A 16,674-nucleotide genomic window follows, 5' to 3' on the forward strand; every position below is an offset into this window, starting at 1 on the left:
TTCGAGTGTCTAAGGAATTTCCGGGTCCGTTTCGGTGAGCTTCGCCGGGTCCGCCGCGTGGGCGATTCCGGAGCCGTGAGAGGGGTGGATTGACGAACCATGCAGAGTTCTGCATACTCATGCATGTCAGCGAATGCACTGTGAGGAGAAACCCGTGACCGAGCGCGTCGTACTCGCCTACTCAGGCGGTCTGGACACCTCCGTCGCCATCGGCTGGATCGCCGAGGAGACGGGCGCCGAGGTCATCGCCGTTGCGGTCGACGTCGGCCAGGGCGGCGAGGACCTGGACGTCATCCGCAAGCGCGCGCTCGCCTGCGGTGCCGTCGAGGCCGAGGTCGCCGACGCCAAGGACGAGTTCGCCGACGAGTACTGCCTCCCGGCGATCAAGGCCAACGCCCTCTACATGGACCGCTACCCGCTGGTCTCCGCCCTGTCCCGGCCGACGATCGTCAAGCACCTCGTCGCCGCCGCGAAGAAGCACGGCGCCACCACGGTCGCCCACGGCTGCACCGGCAAGGGCAACGACCAGGTCCGCTTCGAGGCCGGCATCGTCGCCCTCGCCCCCGACCTGAAGTGCATCGCGCCGGTCCGTGACTACGCGATGACCCGGGACAAGGCCATCGCGTTCTGCGAGGAGAAGAACCTCCCGATCGCGACCACCAAGAAGTCCCCGTACTCCATCGACCAGAACGTCTTCGGCCGCGCCGTCGAGACCGGCTTCCTCGAGGACATCTGGAACGCCCCGATCGAGGACATCTACGAGTACACCCAGAACCCGGCCGTCGCCCGCGAGGCCGACGAGGTGATCATCTCCTTCAAGGAGGGCGTCCCGGTCGCCATCGACGGCAAGCCCGTCACCGTGCTGCAGGCCATCCAGCAGCTCAACGAGCGCGCCGGCGCCCAGGGCATCGGCCGGATCGACATGGTCGAGGACCGCCTCGTCGGCATCAAGTCCCGCGAGGTCTACGAGGCCCCCGGCGCGATCGCCCTGATCACCGCCCACCAGGAGCTGGAGAACGTCACCGTCGAGCGCGAGCTGGCCCGCTACAAGCGGCAGGTCGAGCAGCGCTGGGGCGAGCTGGTCTACGACGGCCAGTGGTTCTCCCCGCTCAAGCGCGCCCTGGACGGCTTCATCAACGAGGCCAACCAGCACGTCACCGGCGACATCCGGATGACCCTGCACGGCGGCCGCGCGGTCGTCACCGGCCGGCGCTCCACGGAGTCGCTGTACGACTTCAACCTCGCCACCTACGACACGGGCGACACGTTCGACCAGTCCGCGGCCAAGGGCTTCATCGACATCTACAGCCTGTCGTCGAAGATCGCCGCGCGGCGTGATCTTGCAGGCGGAGCCTGACGCAGACCTCGCCTGACCCCGTACGGGTTCACCTCACCCGCATCTGCCTGACAGCCGCCTCCCCGCCTGGAAGTGTGGGGAGGCGGTGGCACATCCGTACCTTCTCGAGGAGCAACGCAGTGAGCAGCAACAGCGGTGACGTACGGCTCTGGGGCGGCCGTTTCGCCGACGGTCCCGCCGACGCCCTGGCGAAGCTGTCCGCATCCGTCCACTTCGACTGGCGGCTCGCGCCGTACGACATCGCCGGCTCGCGTGCCCACGCGCGCGTGCTGCACAAGGCGGGGCTCCTCACCGAGGACGAGCTGACCCGGATGATCGCCGGGCTCGACCGGCTGGAGGCCGACGTGGCCGCCGGCACCTTCGTCGGCACCATCGCCGACGAGGACGTGCACACCGCCCTGGAGCGCGGCCTGCTGGAGCGGCTCGGGCCCGACCTCGGCGGCAAGCTGCGCGCCGGCCGCTCCCGCAACGACCAGGTCGCCACCCTCTTCCGGATGTACCTGCGCGACCACGCCCGGATCATCGGCGGCCTGATCGCCGAGCTGCAGGAGGCGCTGATCGGCCTCGCCGAGGCCCACCCGGACGTGGCCATGCCCGGCCGCACCCACCTCCAGCACGCCCAGCCGGTGCTCTTCGCCCACCACGTCCTCGCGCACGTGCAGTCCCTGTCCCGGGACGCCGAGCGGCTGCGCCAGTGGGACGAGCGCACGGCCGTCTCGCCGTACGGCTCGGGCGCCCTGGCCGGTTCCTCCCTGGGCCTGGACCCGGAGGCGGTCGCGAAGGACCTCGGCTTCGAGCACGGCAGCGCCGGCAACTCCATCGACGGCACGGCCTCCCGGGACTTCGTCGCCGAGTTCGCCTTCATCACCGCGATGATCGGCGTCAACCTCTCCCGGATCGCCGAGGAGATCATCATCTGGAACACGAAGGAGTTCTCCTTCGTGACCCTGCACGACGCCTTCTCCACGGGCTCGTCGATCATGCCGCAGAAGAAGAACCCGGACATCGCCGAGCTGGCGCGCGGCAAGTCCGGCCGCCTCATCGGCAACCTGACCGGCCTGATGGCCACCCTCAAGGCGCTCCCGCTCGCGTACAACCGCGACCTGCAGGAGGACAAGGAGCCCGTCTTCGACTCCTGCGACCAGCTGGAGGTGCTGCTCCCCGCCTTCACCGGCATGATCGCCACCCTGACGGTCCACCGCGAGCGCATGGAGGAGCTCGCCCCGGCCGGCTTCTCCCTGGCCACCGACATCGCCGAGTGGCTGGTCAAGCAGGGCGTGCCCTTCCGGGTGGCGCACGAGGTCGCCGGCGAGTGCGTCAAGGTCGCCGAGGCCGAGGGCAAGGAGCTGGACGACCTCACGGACGAGCAGTTCGCGAAGATCTCCGCCCACCTCACGCCCGAGGTGCGTTCGGTCCTCAACGTGCCCGGCGCCCTCGCCTCCCGCAACGGCCGCGGCGGCACCGCACCGAGCGCCGTCGCCGTGCAGCTCGCCGAGCTCAAGGCGGACGTGGCGGCGCAGCAGGAGTGGGCGCACGCCAAGAAGTGACGCGCGGGCATCGCGGGGTACGTTGGACCGGCAGCCGGCCGATCCGAACGGAGCCCGCGATGCCCTTCGCACGTCTCGCGACCGCCACGACGCCCACCTGCCACCTCGGGCTGGGTCTCGCCGCCGTCGGGCGGCCCGGGTACATCAACCTCGGGCGGGACCGGGACCTGCCGGACGACCGCAGCGTCGACGCCCTGCGCGCCCGTACCCACGAACTGCTCGACGCCGCCTACGCCCAGGGCGTGCGCTACGTCGACGCGGCCCGCTCCTACGGCCGCTCCGAGGAGTTCCTCGCCGACTGGCTCAAGGCCAGGCCCGACGCCACGGACGTCGTCGTCGGCAGCAAGTGGGGCTACACCTACACGGCCGGCTGGACCACCGACGCCGAGCGGCACGAGGTGAAGGACCACAGCCTCGCCACCTACGAGCGGCAGCGCGCCGAGACCGAGGCGTTGCTCGGGGACCGGCTCGACCTCTACCAGATCCACTCGGTCACCCCGGACAGCCCGGCCCTCGCCGACAAGGACCTGCACGCCCGGCTCGCCGAGGCCGCCGCGCGGGGCGTCACCGTCGGCTTCTCCACCAGCGGTCCCGCCCAGGCCGACGCCATCCGCGCCGCGCTCGCCGTGACCGTCGACGGCGAGCCGCTCTTCGGGACCGTCCAGTCCACGTTCAACCTGCTGGAGACCTCGGCCGGGCCCGCCCTCGCCGAGGCGCACGCCGCCGGGCTCACCGTGATCGTCAAGGAGGGCATGGCCAACGGGCGCCTCGCCGGTCCGCAGGCTCCCGGCGCCCTGCGGGACGTGGCCGCGTCCGCCGGCCTCGGCTGCGACGCGGTCGCCCTCGCGTTCGTCCTGCGCCAGCCCTGGGCCGGGGTCGTCCTCTCCGGCGCGGCGACCACCGAGCAGCTCGCCTCCAATCTGCACGCCCCCGCCGTCGACCTGGACGACGAGCAGCTCGCCCGGCTCACCGCCCTGACCGAGGAGCCGCGCGCCTACTGGGAGCAGCGCAGCCGGTTGCCCTGGCACTGAGCCGCACCGTTCCGAACAGCCCACTGGGTGAGTCACGCACGCCTATTTTGAGACATCAATGTCTCACATGGTCTATTGTTGTCTCATGGCTGTCGATCGTGACCACGTGCTGCGCAGCGCCGCTGCCCTGCTGACCCGCAAATCCACCGCGACCATGGACGAGGTCGCCAAGGCCGCCGGGATCAGCCGCGCCACCCTGCACCGGCAGTTCGCCGGACGGGACGCGCTGGTGCGCGCGCTGGAAGCGCTCGGCATCGCCGAGTGCGAGGCCGCCCTGGACGCGGCCCGGCTCGACGACGGCCCCGCCGCCGACGCCGTCCACCGGCTGGTGCGGGAGATCGAACCCGCCGCCGGCCTGCTCGCCTTCCTCTACACGGAGAACCAGCTGTTCGAGGGCGAGGAGCAGAACGCCGGCTGGGCCCGCATCGACGAGCGCATGACGGCCCTGTTCCGGCGCGGCCAGGCGAGCGGCGAGTTCCGCATCGACCTCACCCCGGTCTGGCTCACCGAGGCGCTGTACGGCCTGCTCGCCTCCGGCGCCTGGGCGGTGGCCGAGGGCCGGGTGGCCCCCAAGGACTTCACGCACATGATCGTCGAGCTGCTGCTCGGCGGCGTACGACGCAACGACCCGATCAGAAGAGAGGAATCATGACCAGCACCCTGCAGCCGGCCGGCACGACGGAGGCGGTGAAGCGCCCGGGCCGCTGGCTCGCGCTGTCCGTCCTCGTCCTGGCCGTGCTGCTGGTGGCCGTGGACGCCACCGTCCTCGGCCTCGCGACCCCCTACATCAGCGAAGACCTCGAGCCGTCCGGCACCCAGCTGCTGTGGATCGGCGACGTGTACTCCTTCGTCATCGCCGGCCTGCTGGTCTCCATGGGCAGCCTCGGCGACCGCATCGGCCGCAAGCGCATTCTGCTCGTGGGTGCCACCGCGTTCGGCGTGATCTCCGTGCTCAACGCCTACGCCACCACACCCGAGCTGATGATCCTGGCGCGGGCGCTGCTCGGCGTCGCGGGCGCGACCCTGATGCCGGCCACCCTCGCCCTCATCCGCAACATCTTCCACGACCCGCGCGAGCGCAGCCTCGCCATCGGCATCTGGGGCGCCACCGCCTCCGCCGGCACCGCCGTCGGCCCGATCGCGGGCGGCTTCCTGCTGGAGCACTTCTGGTGGGGCTCGGTGTTCCTCATCAACCTGCCGGTGATGGCGGTGCTCGTCCTCGTCGGCATCCGCACCCTGCCCGAGTCCCGCAACCCACACCCGGGCCCCTGGGACCTGCGCAGTGTCGTGCTGTCGCTGCTCGGCATGATCGGTGTGGTGTACGCCGTCAAGGAGGCCGCGTCGCACGGCTTCTCCTGGCCGGCGCTCGCCGTGGGCCTGCTGGGCGCGGCCGCCCTGTACGGCTTCGTCCGGCGTCAGCTCACGATGCCGACCCCGCTGCTGGACATGCGGCTGTTCCGCAGCCGCGGCTTCAGCGGCGCCGTGCTGGCCGACCTGCTGACCGTCCTCGGCATGTCGGGGCTGGTGTTCTTCCTGTCGCAGTACCTGCAGCTGGTCCAGGGCAGGCGCCCGTTCGAGGCGGGCCTCGCCGAACTCCCCGCCGCCGTGGGGGCGGTGGCCGCCGGTCTGGTCGCCGGCCGCGCCGCCCGCCGCTTCACGGTGCGCACCGTGGTCTCCGGCGGCCTGGCCGCGGTCGGCCTCGCGCTGGCCGCGCTGACCCTGCTGCGGCAGTCGACGGGCTACCCTGTCCTCGGCGCCGTGCTCCTGGTCGTCGGCGTGGGCGCCGGCTTCTCGTTCACGGTGACCGCCGACGTGATCCTCTCCAGCGTCCCCAAGGACCAGGCGGGCGCGGCCTCCGCGGTCTCCGAGACGGCGTACGAACTCGGCGCCGCCCTCGGCATCGCGGTCCTCGGCTCGATCGTGACGGGCGTCTACCGCGGCTTCCCGTCCCCGGCGGGCACCCCGGCCGCGGCCCACGAGTCACTGGGCGGCGCGCTGGAGGCGGCGCACGGCCTGCCGGCGGACACGGCACAGGCGTTGCTGGACTCGGCCCGCCAGTCCTTCGTGGACGGCCTCGCCCTCGCCTCGGGCGTCGGCGCGGCGGTCCTGCTGACGGCGGCGGCAGCGGCCTGGTTCATGCTGCGCGGCCAACGGCTGGGAAGCTGACCCGAGGGCCCCGGGGACCTGCGCGACCAGCCACAACAAAGCCGCACCCGCCGTACGGCGGAAACCGCAACGGCGGGTGGGCGAACCGGCGCAGAAAACTAGGCCGCTTCCTTGGCCTTGCTCGCGTACATGTCCACGTACTCCTGCCCCGACAGCCGCATGACCTCGGCCATCACGGAGTCCGTCACGGCCCGCAGCACGTACCGGTCGCGGTCCATGCCCTCGTAGCGGGAGAACTCCATGGGCTCGCCGAAGCGGACCGTCACCTGCCCGGGGCGCGGCATCCCCGACCCGCCGGGCTGGAGCTTGTCCGTGCCGATCATCGCGAACGGCACCACCGGCGCCCCGGTCATCAGCGTCAGCCGCGCGATGCCGGTGCGCCCCCGGTACAGGCGCCCGTCGGGCGAGCGGGTGCCCTCGGGGTAGATGCCGAAGACCTTGCCCTCCTCCAGCACCCGGCGGCCGGTCATCAGCGCGGCGACACCGCCGCGGCCGCCGTCGCGGTCGACCGGGATCATGCCGACCCCGGTGAAGAACCAGGCCATCAGCCTGCCCTTGACGCCCTTGCCGGTGACGTACTCGTCCTTGCCGATGAAGAACACCTGCCGGTCGCAGACCAGCGGCAGGATCATCGAGTCGATGAAGGTGAGGTGGTTGCCGGCGAGGATGACCGGACCGTCGCCCGGGATGTTCTCGGCGCCCTCGGCCCGGAGACGGAACATCAGGCGCATGACCGGTCCGAGCACTGCCTTGATGATCGCGAAGCGGGACAACGGGCCCTCCGGTGTCAAGGGAGTCGGTATGAGTCTGTGCAGGTGAGGACGATACTCGCGGTCACCGCCCCGGCGCACATCGGGTTCACCGAGGTCTTACGCACTGTTGACGCGAGTTCACCTGCGAAGCCGCCGTGTGACCGGCGTGTGACGCACGGGCGACGATGTGACCGACGGCTCACCGGGAAGGGACCCGATTGCTCCGACGGGGGTCACCCGGACACCGTTCGGCTACCCCGACGCGGAGTCAGCAGACGCGGGGGGAAACGAAATACGACATCCGCAGTCATCCGTGTGTTCGGGCCGAGGCCTCCCCTTCGTCATGTGCACGCCCCTACGATCGCGGCGCAGGGACACCGAAGGGGCAGGAGGACGCAGATGGGGACACAGCAGTCGCGGGAGACCGGGGAGCACACCAGCGGGGGGACGGGGCGCCGGGCCCTCCTCGGGGCCGCCGTGCTCGGCGCCGGCGCCTCCGTGCTCGGGCTGTCCGGCACGGCGCGGGCGGCCGGCGGTGCCGCACGGCACGGCGGCGGACTGAAGAGCCTGCCCGTGCCGACGATCATCGGGCACCGCGGGGCGAGCGGCTACCGGCCGGAACACACCTTCGGCTCCTACCAGCTCGCCCTCGACCTGGGCGCCGACATCGTCGAGGCCGGCGACCTGGTGCCCACCAGGGACGGCCACCTGGTGTGCCGGCACGAACCGGAGATCGGCGGCACCACCGACGTCGCCGACCACCCCGAGTTCGCCGACCGCAGGACCACCAAGACGCTCGACGGGGTCCCCACGACCGGCTGGTTCACCGAGGACTTCACGCTCGCCGAGCTGAAGACGCTGCGCGCGATCGAGCGCATCCCCGCCAACCGGCCGCACAACACGCTCTACAACGGCCGCTGGGAGATCCCCACCTTCGAAGAGGTCCTGAAGTGGCAGGACGAGCAGACCCGCAAGCGCGGCAAGCAGGTGTGGATCTACCCCGAGACCAAGCACCCCACCTACTTCCGCAAGCTCGGCCTCGGCCTGGAGGAGCGGGTGGCCAAGCTGCTGCACCGGCACGGCAAGGACAAGCGCACCTCGCCGGTCATCCTGCAGTCCTTCGAGCCGACCAGCATCCAGCGGCTGAACAAGCTCGTCGACAACCCGCTGGTCGTCCTGCTGTCGTCGGCGAACAGCCGCCCGTACGACTTCGTGGAGGCCGGTGACCCGCGCACGGTCGCCGACCTGATCACCCCCAAGGGGCTGCGCGAGATCGCCGGGTACGCCCAGGGCATCGGCCCCACCCTCGACCTGGTCATCCCCAAGGACGCGAGCGGCAACCTGACCAAGCCCACCACCCTGGTCGCCGACGCGCACAAGGTGGGGCTGATCCTGCACCCGTACACCATGCGCAACGAGAACCCCTTCCTGCCGACGAGCTTCCGCAAGGGGAGCGACCCCGACGGCTACGGCGACGCCTTCGGCGCCTTCCGGACCTACTTCGCCACCGGCATCGACGGTGTCTTCACCGACAACCCCGACACCGGACTGCTGGCCCGCGAGGACTTCGTCAACGGCTGACCGACTCGTTGGAGTGACCTCACGGCCGCCCGGGCAACCCGCGCCCGGGCGGCCGCGTCGTGCCGGACATGACGCACGACCTGCTCACCACGCTGCGCCCGCTGCTCGCCGCCGAGGCCGGCGCGGAAGCGCACGCCGGCGCCGGCGACCCGGCCGACCTGGAGCAGGCGGTCTGGCTGCGGCTGCTCGAACGCCTCGCCGCCGCCGGCCCGCCGCCCGACCCGCACGGCTGGCTGCGCCGCGCCGTCCGCGCCGAGGCACGCCGGGCCCGCCGCACGGCGCGCCGGGAGAGGGCCCACGACGGTGAGCCGGCCGGCGCCGAGCCCGGTCCGGAAGCGCTGGCGCTGGGCGCCGCGCGGGGCCGGGCACTGCGGGCCGCGGTGCGGCGGCTGCCCGGCCGGTGCCCGCGGCTGCTGGAGGCGCTGCTGTCGCCGCGGGACCTCACCTACCGGGAGATCGCGGGGGAGTTGGGTATCTCACAGGGCAGTCTCGGCCCGGAACGCTCCAGATGTCTGGGATGTCTGCGTCGTTTGCTCGCAGGGGAGGTTGCGGCCCGGTGACCGCGGGGATAGGAGTGGGGGACGACAGGTGATCAGGTGAGCGGGAGGCATGCGCACATGGGCATGAGCGTGACCATCTCTGCGGCGACCGAGCAGGATGCAGAGCAGATCTTCAGGCTGCAGTACCTGTGCTTCCAGAGCGAGGCCGCGCTCTACGGCAACTACCGCATCGACCCGCTCGTCCAGCCCCTGGACTCGGTGCGCGAGGAGGTCGCCCGGGACTGCGTGTTCGTGGCACGGCTCGGCGAGGAGGTGATCGGCTCGGTGCGCGGCCAGGTCGCCGGGGACGGCACCGCCTCGATCGGCAAACTGTGCGTCCACCCGCGGCTGCAGGGCCACGGCATCGGCGCCCGCCTGCTGCGCACGGCGGAGACGGCGCTCGCCGAACAGCACGGTGTCACACGCTTCCGGCTGCACAGCGGGCACCGCAGCGAGGGCGGCCTGCGACTGTACCGCAAGGTCGGCTACCAGGCGGTCGGCACCGCCGAGGGCACCGACGGCGTCCCGATGATCGTCCTGGAGAAGCCGGCCGGGGTGTACGCGCAGACGGCGTGAGTCAGGGCTGCTGCTGCCGTGACCTGCGCAGCCAGTAGATCGCCGAGAGCGGCAGCAGCACCGGGATGAAGAGGTAGCCCATCCCGTAGTCGGACCACACGGTCGCGTCGGGGAACGCCGACGGCTCGACCAGGGTCCAGGTGCCCACGGTGAGCACGCCGGCGAGTTCGGCGGCGCAGCACCACAGGGCGGCCCGTCGGGCGGTCTCCCCGCCGCGCACCAGCGAGTACGTGATGAAGCCGTAGACCACGCCGGCCACCGCCGACAGCGAGTAGGCGAGCGGCGCCCGGTCGAACTCGGTCGCGATCTGGTACGCCGACCGCGACACCGCGCCGACCACCATCACGCCGTACAGCCACACCAGCAGCATGCCGGGCCCGCTGATCAGCCGGGCCGGCTTCTCCTGCACCGCCGTCATCTCAGCCTCCCCAGATGTCGTAGAGCCGCACTTCCAGCACGGCGAGGACCACACCGCCCGCGGCGACCGTCACCGAGCCCCACCGGGTGCGCTCGGCCAGCGACATGAACCCGGCCGCCGGCACGCACGCGAACGCGCCCAGCAGATACGCCACGAAGATCGTCGTGCCCTGCTCCGGCTTCTCGCCCCGCGCCAGCTGCACGATCCCGACCACCAGCTGGATCACCGCCAGCACCGAGACCACGGCCATGCCGATGAAGTGCCAGTCCTTCGTCGGCTGGTCACGGTAGGCCGCCCAGCCGCACCAGAGGGCGAGCAGCAGCGCGGCGACCCCGGTCACCAGGGTCAGGACATCAAGCATGCAGCGACTTTATTACGCCCGAAACGAACCCCCGCCCCCACCCTCCCCGTCCCGCCCCTCCTCCCCGGTCACCAGCCCGCCGTCCACCCCCGCCGCCACAACCGGTGCCGCCACTCGCCGATGGCCGGCCTCCCGTGAGCGGCCATCGGCGGCCCCGGGCCGCGCGGCCGGGCCCCGGTCCGGCAAGGTGTGTCGGCGCCGTAGGGTCTAGACCATGACGATTCATGCGCAGGCGCTTCTGTTCGACAACGACGGCACTCTCGTCTCCTCGCTCGACTCCGTCCGGCGGTGCTGGACGCGGTGGGCGGGGGAGTACGGCATCACCGCCGAGGCGTTCGCGCGCGTGGAGCTGCACGGGCGGCCCGCCGCCGAGATAGTCGCCGACCTGCTGCCCGCCGGCCTCGTGCCGCAGGCCGTCGCCCGGGTCGAGCAGCTGGAGGTCGACGACGTGGCCGACGGCGGCGTGCGTCTGCTGCCCGGCACGAAGGACTTCCTCGACGCGCTGCCCGCCGAGCGCTGGGCGGTCGTCACCTCCGCCACCCGCCGGCTCGCCGAGGCGCGCCTGGACGCCGTCGGCATCCTGCCCAAGACGCTCATCGCCGCCGACGACATCACCCGCGGCAAGCCCGACCCCGAGCCCTACCTGCTCGCCGCCCGCCGCCTCGGCGTCGACCCCGCCCGCTGCGTGGTCTTCGAGGACGCCCCCGCCGGCCTGCAGGCCGGACGCGCCGCCGGGATGACCTGCGTGGCGTTGGCCACAACCCACCGCGCCGACGAGCTGGACGCCGATCTCGTGGTCGACGACCTCTCCGCGCTGTCCGTGCTGGTCACCGACGAGGGCGTGGAGATCGCCGTCCGGGCCTGACCCGCGCCCGGCGCCCGTCCACGTGTGTCCACTATCCGGACAGTGATGACCGGTCAGGAGCGTCCGTCTGCTTTACTGATCGCATGACCACGACGAGCGACCGCACCCCTGCGACCGAGGCGACCATGACGCCCGGTGCTCGTTGTATGTGTCGTCCGCGCCGAATGTGCGCCTGCTAGAGGGCCCCCGCACCACCTGCGCCTCGCGCCCCGAAGCGAGAGCCCGCTCGTGTCCCGCCCCAGGCGGCCGAGCCCGCCCCGCGCGCACACTCCCACCCCCACGGCTGCACCACGCACCGAAGGACGTGCCGCGTCCGGCTGCCTTCGACCATCCATGCCCCGTGCCCGGCGCCCACGACGTGCCGCGCACTCGACAGCGACGGAAACCCCACGTGATCACGACACAGGGCCTCACCAAGGTCTACCGCTCACGCGGCCGCGAGGTCACCGCCCTGGCCGGCGTCGACCTGCACGTCCGCGAAGGCGAGGTGTACGGCGTCATCGGCCAGTCCGGCGCCGGCAAGTCCTCCCTCATCCGCTGCGTCAACCTGCTGGAGCGCCCCACCTCCGGCACCGTGACCGTCGACGGTCAGGACCTCACCGCCCTCGCCGGCCGCGGCCAGCGGGCCGGCCGTGAGCTGCGGCAGGCGCGCAGCCGGATCGGCATGGTCTTCCAGCACTTCAACCTGCTGTCCTCGCGCACCGTGCAGGACAACGTCGAGCTGCCCCTGGAGATCCTCGGCCGCTCCGGCAAGGACCGCTCCCGCAAGGCGCTCGAACTGCTCGACCTCGTCGGCCTCGCCGACAAGGCGGGCGCCTACCCCGCCCAGCTCTCCGGCGGCCAGAAGCAGCGCGTCGGCATCGCCCGCGCCCTGGCCGGCGACCCCAAGGTGCTGCTCTCCGACGAGGCCACCAGCGCCCTCGACCCGGAGACCACCCGCTCCATCCTGCAGCTGCTGCGCGACCTCAACCGCGAGCTCGGCCTCACCGTCCTGCTCATCACCCACGAGATGGACGTCGTGAAGACGGTCTGCGACTCCGCCGCGCTCATGGAGAAGGGCCGCATCGTCGAGTCCGGCACCGTCGGCGAACTGCTCGCCACCCCCGGCAGCAAGCTCGCCACCGCGCTGTTCCCGGTCGGCGGCGAGGCCTCCGCGGCCGACCGCACCGTCGTGGACGTCACCTTCCACGGCGAGGCCGCCACCCAGCCCGTCATCTCCCAGCTCTCGCGCACCTACAACATCGACATATCGATCCTCGGCGCCGCCATCGACACCGTCGGCGGCCTGCAGGTCGGCCGTATGCGCATCGAGCTGCCCGGCCGCTACGAGGACAACGTCGTGCCCATCGGCTTCCTGCGCGAGCAGGGACTCCAGATCGACGTCCTGGGCCAGGAGCCCGCTCTGGTGAAGGAAGGTGCCAAGTGACCTGGTCCGAGATGCAGCCGCTGCTGTCGCAGGCGTGTTGGGACACGCTCTACATGGTCGGCTGGTCCACCCTCATCGCCATCGTCGGCGGCCTCCCGCTCGGCATCCTGCTCGTCCTCACGGACAAGGGCGGCCTGCTGCAGAACGTCGTCGCGAACAAGGTCATCGGGCAGATCGTGAACATCGCCCGCTCGATGCCGTTCATCATCCTGATGGTCGCGCTGATGGGCTTCACCCGCTGGGTCACCGGCACCACCATCGGCCGCGACGCCGCGATCGTGCCGCTCGCGATCGGCGCCATCCCGTTCTTCGCGCGCCTCGTCGAGACGGGTGTCCGCGAAGTGGACGGCGGGCTCGTCGAAGCCGTGCAGGCCATGGGCGGCACCACCTGGACCGTCGTGCGCAAGGTGCTCGTCCCCGAGGCCCTGCCCTCCCTGATCGCCTCCACCACCACCACGATCGTCGCGCTCATCGGCTACTCCGCCATGGCCGGCACGGTCGGCGCGGGCGGTCTCGGCGACATCGCCATCCGCTACGGCTACCAGCGCTTCGAGACCGACCTGATGTGGATCACCGTCGCGATCCTCGCCGTCGTCATCTCCCTCATCCAGTTCGCCGGCGACCACCTCGCCCGCAGCCTGCACCGCCGCGGCGGCCAGTCCGGCCCCGCCCCCCGGCTGCGGCTGCTGAAGGCCGCCACCGCGACCAGCAAGACCGTCTGACCTCCCGGCACGGTCCCCCCGTTCTCCCCGCACACCCATGTCGGGGTCGCACCACCCCTAGGAAAGGCACTTTTCGTGCGTAACACCGCCAAGATCACCGCCGCTGTCCTCGCCGCCGGAGCCCTCACCCTGGGCCTGTCCGCCTGCGGCTCGGACAAGGACTCCGCCAAGGACCCGAACGCCACGCTGACGGTCGCCGCCACGCCCACCCCGCAGGGCGAGATCCTCACCTACATCAAGGACAACCTGGCGCAGAAGGCCGGCCTCAAGCTCGAGGTCAAGGAGTTCACCGACTACGTGACCCCCAACACCGCCGTCCAGCAGGGCGAGGTCGACGCCAACTACTTCCAGCACAAGCCGTACCTCGACGACTTCAACCAGAAGAACGGCACCGACATCGTCCCGGTGCCCGGCGGCACGGTCCACCTGGAACCCCTCGGCGTCTACTCCAAGAGCCTGAAGAAGCTCGGCGACCTCAAGGCCGGCGCCACCGTCGCGCTGCCCAACGACACCACCAACGAGGCCCGCGCGCTCAAGCTCCTCGAGGACAACGGGGTCATCAAGCTCAAGGCCGGTGCCGGGTACTCCGCGACCCCCAAGGACGTCACCTCCAACCCCAAGAACCTGAAGTTCAAGGAGCTGGAGGCGGCCCAGCTGCCGCGCTCCCTCGGTGACGTGGACGCCGCCGTCATCAACGGCAACTACGCGCTCGAGGCCAAGCTCAGCCCCGCCAAGGACGCCCTCGCCGCGGAGAAGGCCCAGAACAACCCCTACGCCAACTTCCTCGCCGTGAAGAAGGGCAACGAGGACGACCCGCGCGTCAAGAAGCTGGCGAAGCTGCTCACCTCGCCCGAGGTGAAGAAGTTCATCGAGGACAAGTACCAGGGCGCCGTCGTCCCGGCGTTCTAAAGCCACGCCCGGCTTTCCGGCACGTCCACCGCACGGGGTCGGCTCCGCAGCCCGGAGCCGACCCCGTGGTGCGGTTCAGTGCTTTCATGCTGCATGCTGGGCAGTTCAGCAGGCCCTGCAGGCGTGGAACAACCGAGGTTTACGGAGCGGCGCATGACTGGCACCTTCCCCAACGTCTCCATCAGCACGGAGCGGTTGGTCCTGCGCCCCTTCGAGGTCTCCGACGTCGAGGCGTTCACCGAGATGATGAACGACGAACTCGTCACCGCCTGGACCTCCGTGCCGCAGCCCTACACCGAGGCCGACGCCCGCGCCTGGATCACCGAACTCGCCCCCGCCGAACGCACCGAGGGCCGCGGCATCGTCTTCGCCGTCACCGAGTTCCTCACCCAGCGCCTGGTCGGCACCGTCCATCTGCGCAACACCGACTGGCGGATCCGCTCCGTCGAGATCGCCTACGTCGTCGCCCCCTGGGCCCGCGGCGAGGGCTACGCCAGCGAAGCCGCCCTCGCGACCGCCCAGTGGCTCTTCAACGACCAGAAGTTCGAACGGCTGGAGCTGCGCACCGCCGCCGACAACACCGCCTCCCAGCAGGTCGCCCAGAAGATCGGCTGCATCAGCGAGGGCGTCCTGCGCGGCGCCTGGATAGCGCGCAGCAGAAGCGAGAGCGGCACCTGGACCGAGGTGCGCACCGACCTCATCGTCTGGAGCCTGCTGCCGGAGGACCTGGAGGGCGTCGGCGAGTCCCTCGCCGACAGCGGGTTCACCTCCTACGGCGAGTGGAACTGACCACCACGCCACCACGCGAACACGCGGACACCACCGCACACCACGTTCGCCCAGCTCGACCAGGTAATCTCACGGAGCCCGCCCGCGCCGCGGGCCGGCCCCCGAAACCTCCCGAGAACCCCCTGGAGACTGACGACGATGGCCGACCGGGTCACGGTGATCGGCTGGGACGGCTCGCCGCTGACCGACGCGGCACGCGCCGCGCTCGGCGCCGCCACACTGGTGGCCGGTGCCGCCCACCACCTGGCACTGCCCGAGGTCCCGCCCGCCGCCGAACGCATCCGCCTCGGCAGCGTCGCCCTCGCCGCCCGCCGCATCGCCGCCCACCGCGGCACCGCCGTCGTCCTCGCCGACGGCGACCCCGGCTTCTTCGGCGTCGTACGCACCCTGCGCGACCCCGAGTTCGGCCTGGAGGTCGAGGTCGTCCCCGCGGTCTCCTCCGTCGCCGCCGCCTTCGCCCGCGCCGGCATGCCCTGGGACGACGCCCAGGTGGTCGTCGCCCACCCGCGCACCCTGCGCCGCGCCGTCAACGTCTGCCGCGCCCACACCAAGGTCGCCGTCCTCACCGCCCCCGGCGCCGGCCCCGCCGAACTCGGGCTGCTCCTCGAAGGCGTCCACCGCACCTTCGTCATCTGCGAGGAACTCGGCACCGAACGCGAGCAGGTCTCCGTCGTCACCTCCGACAAGGCCCCCGACCACACCTGGCGCGACCCGAACGTCGTCATCGTCATCGGCGGCCGGCCCGGCACCCCCGAGAGCGGCGGCTGGATCGCCGGCCGCGACCCGGCCGCCGTGCCCCGCGGCTGGACCCTGCCCGCCGACGCCTACGACGGCGACCTCGGCGAGGGCGAGACCGAACCGCTGCGTGCCGGGCAACTCGCCCGCCTCGGCCCGCGCGTCGGCGACCTCGTGTGGGACATCGGCTGCGGCTCCGGCGCCTTCGCCACCGAGGCCGCCCGGGCCGGCGCCGCCGTCCTCGCCGTCGACCGGGACCTGGACGCCTGCGCCCGCACCGACGCCGCCGCCCGCCGGCACGGCGTCCAGATGCAGATCGTGCACGGCACCGCCCCGCAGGTCCTGGAGAACCTGCCCGAACCCGACGTCGTCCGGGTCGGCGGCGGGGGAGCGGCCGTCGTCGCCGCCGTCGCCGACCGGCGTCCGCAGCGCATCGTCACCCACGCCGCCACCCGGGACGCCGCCGAACGCATCGGCCGGGACCTGACCGAGCACGGCTACCAGGTCCAGTGCGCCCTGCTGCAGTCCGTGGAACTCGACACCCGCGCCTGGACCGAGACCGAGCGGAGCGTCGCGTTCCTGCTCACCGGGGTGCTCGCGGACCGAACCCCGTGATCGGCTTGTCGTATCGCGGGGTAGGCTGGCCGATCGTCGTACCGCAACCGGTCGCCCGGCGCTGCGCCGGTCAATGTCCGTAAAAACCGGCTCGTTTCGGGGCGGGTGCGGTACGGCAGAACGCGTGGATGCGCAACGTGGCGCAGTCCACAGCGGGCTGTCGCGGATCACGCTGTCGCGATGGCGGAACGGCCGGGACAATGCCACTGAATGGCTTTGTCGCCTTTTCCGGGCGGGTCGTTCGTGCCGCTGGGCACGCCCGCTCGTTCTTCACTGCGGGGCGGT

Annotated in this window: 17 protein-coding genes; 14 read left to right on the forward strand and 3 right to left on the reverse strand. The window is 71.6% G+C overall.

Annotation, left to right across the window (positions count from 1 at the left end):
- The first annotated feature begins 154 nt into the window (after window positions 1-154).
- The 5 genes from ACF1AL_RS13860 to ACF1AL_RS13880 all read left to right on the forward strand — a co-directional run bounded on the left by ACF1AL_RS13860 (window position 155) and on the right by ACF1AL_RS13880 (window position 6,101).
- The gene (locus ACF1AL_RS13860; RefSeq protein WP_366838844.1) at window positions 155-1,357 is read left to right on the forward strand and encodes an argininosuccinate synthase; all 1,203 of its coding nucleotides are present in this window, start codon (window positions 155-157) and stop codon (window positions 1,355-1,357) included.
- 119 nt (window positions 1,358-1,476) lie between these two features.
- Window positions 1,477-2,904 carry an argininosuccinate lyase gene (gene argH, locus ACF1AL_RS13865; protein ID WP_366838843.1) on the forward strand — a complete coding sequence of 476 codons (1,428 nt, stop codon included), beginning with the start codon at window positions 1,477-1,479 and terminating at the stop codon, window positions 2,902-2,904.
- Between the two features lie 59 nt (window positions 2,905-2,963).
- Window positions 2,964-3,935, forward strand: a complete 972-nt coding sequence (locus tag ACF1AL_RS13870; protein WP_391780239.1) for an aldo/keto reductase — start codon at window positions 2,964-2,966, stop codon at window positions 3,933-3,935.
- Between the two features lie 85 nt (window positions 3,936-4,020).
- Window positions 4,021-4,587, forward strand: a complete 567-nt coding sequence (locus tag ACF1AL_RS13875; protein ID WP_386912884.1) for a TetR/AcrR family transcriptional regulator — start codon at window positions 4,021-4,023, stop codon at window positions 4,585-4,587.
- Window positions 4,584-6,101, forward strand: coding sequence for an MFS transporter (locus ACF1AL_RS13880; RefSeq protein ID WP_391825989.1), 1,518 nt, complete (start codon window positions 4,584-4,586; stop codon window positions 6,099-6,101). Before ACF1AL_RS13875 ends, ACF1AL_RS13880 begins: the two co-directional genes overlap by 4 nt.
- A 98-nt stretch (window positions 6,102-6,199) precedes the next feature.
- Here the strand turns inward: ACF1AL_RS13880 and ACF1AL_RS13885 are convergent, their stop codons facing one another.
- Window positions 6,200-6,874 carry a lysophospholipid acyltransferase family protein gene (locus ACF1AL_RS13885; RefSeq protein ID WP_391825990.1) on the reverse strand — a complete coding sequence of 225 codons (675 nt, stop codon included), beginning with the start codon at window positions 6,872-6,874 and terminating at the stop codon, window positions 6,200-6,202.
- A 378-nt stretch (window positions 6,875-7,252) separates the two neighbouring features.
- On the opposite strand from ACF1AL_RS13885, the gene ACF1AL_RS13890 reads away from it, so the two are divergent.
- The 3 genes from ACF1AL_RS13890 to ACF1AL_RS13900 all read left to right on the forward strand — a co-directional run bounded on the left by ACF1AL_RS13890 (window position 7,253) and on the right by ACF1AL_RS13900 (window position 9,549).
- The gene (locus ACF1AL_RS13890) at window positions 7,253-8,434 is read left to right on the forward strand and encodes a glycerophosphodiester phosphodiesterase (RefSeq protein ID WP_384206311.1); all 1,182 of its coding nucleotides are present in this window, start codon (window positions 7,253-7,255) and stop codon (window positions 8,432-8,434) included.
- A gap of 68 nt (window positions 8,435-8,502) precedes the next feature.
- On the forward strand, window positions 8,503-8,994 hold the full coding sequence (locus tag ACF1AL_RS13895) for a sigma-70 family RNA polymerase sigma factor (protein ID WP_391825991.1): 492 nt from the start codon (window positions 8,503-8,505) through the stop codon (window positions 8,992-8,994).
- Between the two features lie 57 nt (window positions 8,995-9,051).
- Complete coding sequence (locus tag ACF1AL_RS13900) at window positions 9,052-9,549, forward strand: GNAT family N-acetyltransferase (protein WP_391826117.1); 498 nt, start codon at window positions 9,052-9,054, stop codon at window positions 9,547-9,549.
- 1 nt (window position 9,550) lies between these two features.
- On the opposite strand, the gene ACF1AL_RS13905 is transcribed toward ACF1AL_RS13900, so the two are convergent.
- Together ACF1AL_RS13905 and ACF1AL_RS13910 are read right to left on the reverse strand one after the other, a co-directional pair.
- Complete coding sequence (locus ACF1AL_RS13905; RefSeq protein ID WP_366838836.1) at window positions 9,551-9,967, reverse strand: hypothetical protein; 417 nt, start codon at window positions 9,965-9,967, stop codon at window positions 9,551-9,553.
- A 1-nt stretch (window position 9,968) separates the two neighbouring features.
- On the reverse strand, window positions 9,969-10,328 hold the full coding sequence (locus tag ACF1AL_RS13910) for a hypothetical protein (protein ID WP_391825992.1): 360 nt from the start codon (window positions 10,326-10,328) through the stop codon (window positions 9,969-9,971).
- A gap of 214 nt (window positions 10,329-10,542) precedes the next feature.
- Between ACF1AL_RS13910 and ACF1AL_RS13915 the strand changes: the two genes are divergently transcribed.
- The 6 genes from ACF1AL_RS13915 (at window position 10,543) to cbiE (ending at window position 16,389) form a co-directional block, all read left to right on the forward strand.
- Complete coding sequence (locus tag ACF1AL_RS13915; RefSeq protein ID WP_391657763.1) at window positions 10,543-11,193, forward strand: HAD family hydrolase; 651 nt, start codon at window positions 10,543-10,545, stop codon at window positions 11,191-11,193.
- 391 nt (window positions 11,194-11,584) lie between these two features.
- Window positions 11,585-12,619: a methionine ABC transporter ATP-binding protein gene (locus ACF1AL_RS13920; RefSeq protein WP_384206319.1), complete on the forward strand. Its 1,035-nt coding sequence runs from the start codon at window positions 11,585-11,587 to the stop codon at window positions 12,617-12,619.
- Complete coding sequence (locus ACF1AL_RS13925) at window positions 12,616-13,341, forward strand: methionine ABC transporter permease (protein WP_366838829.1); 726 nt, start codon at window positions 12,616-12,618, stop codon at window positions 13,339-13,341. Before ACF1AL_RS13920 ends, ACF1AL_RS13925 begins: the two co-directional genes overlap by 4 nt.
- Window positions 13,342-13,416: 75 nt before the next feature.
- Window positions 13,417-14,250, forward strand: coding sequence for a MetQ/NlpA family ABC transporter substrate-binding protein (locus ACF1AL_RS13930; RefSeq protein ID WP_384206323.1), 834 nt, complete (start codon window positions 13,417-13,419; stop codon window positions 14,248-14,250).
- Window positions 14,251-14,403: 153 nt separating this feature from the next.
- On the forward strand, window positions 14,404-15,039 hold the full coding sequence (locus ACF1AL_RS13935; RefSeq protein WP_391825993.1) for a GNAT family N-acetyltransferase: 636 nt from the start codon (window positions 14,404-14,406) through the stop codon (window positions 15,037-15,039).
- Window positions 15,040-15,177: 138 nt separating this feature from the next.
- Complete coding sequence (cbiE, locus tag ACF1AL_RS13940; protein ID WP_366838826.1) at window positions 15,178-16,389, forward strand: precorrin-6y C5,15-methyltransferase (decarboxylating) subunit CbiE; 1,212 nt, start codon at window positions 15,178-15,180, stop codon at window positions 16,387-16,389.
- Window positions 16,390-16,674 lie beyond the last annotated feature (285 nt).

This window comes from Streptomyces sp. NPDC014801 (genome assembly GCF_043082085.1).
GTDB lineage: Bacteria > Actinomycetota > Actinomycetes > Streptomycetales > Streptomycetaceae > Streptomyces.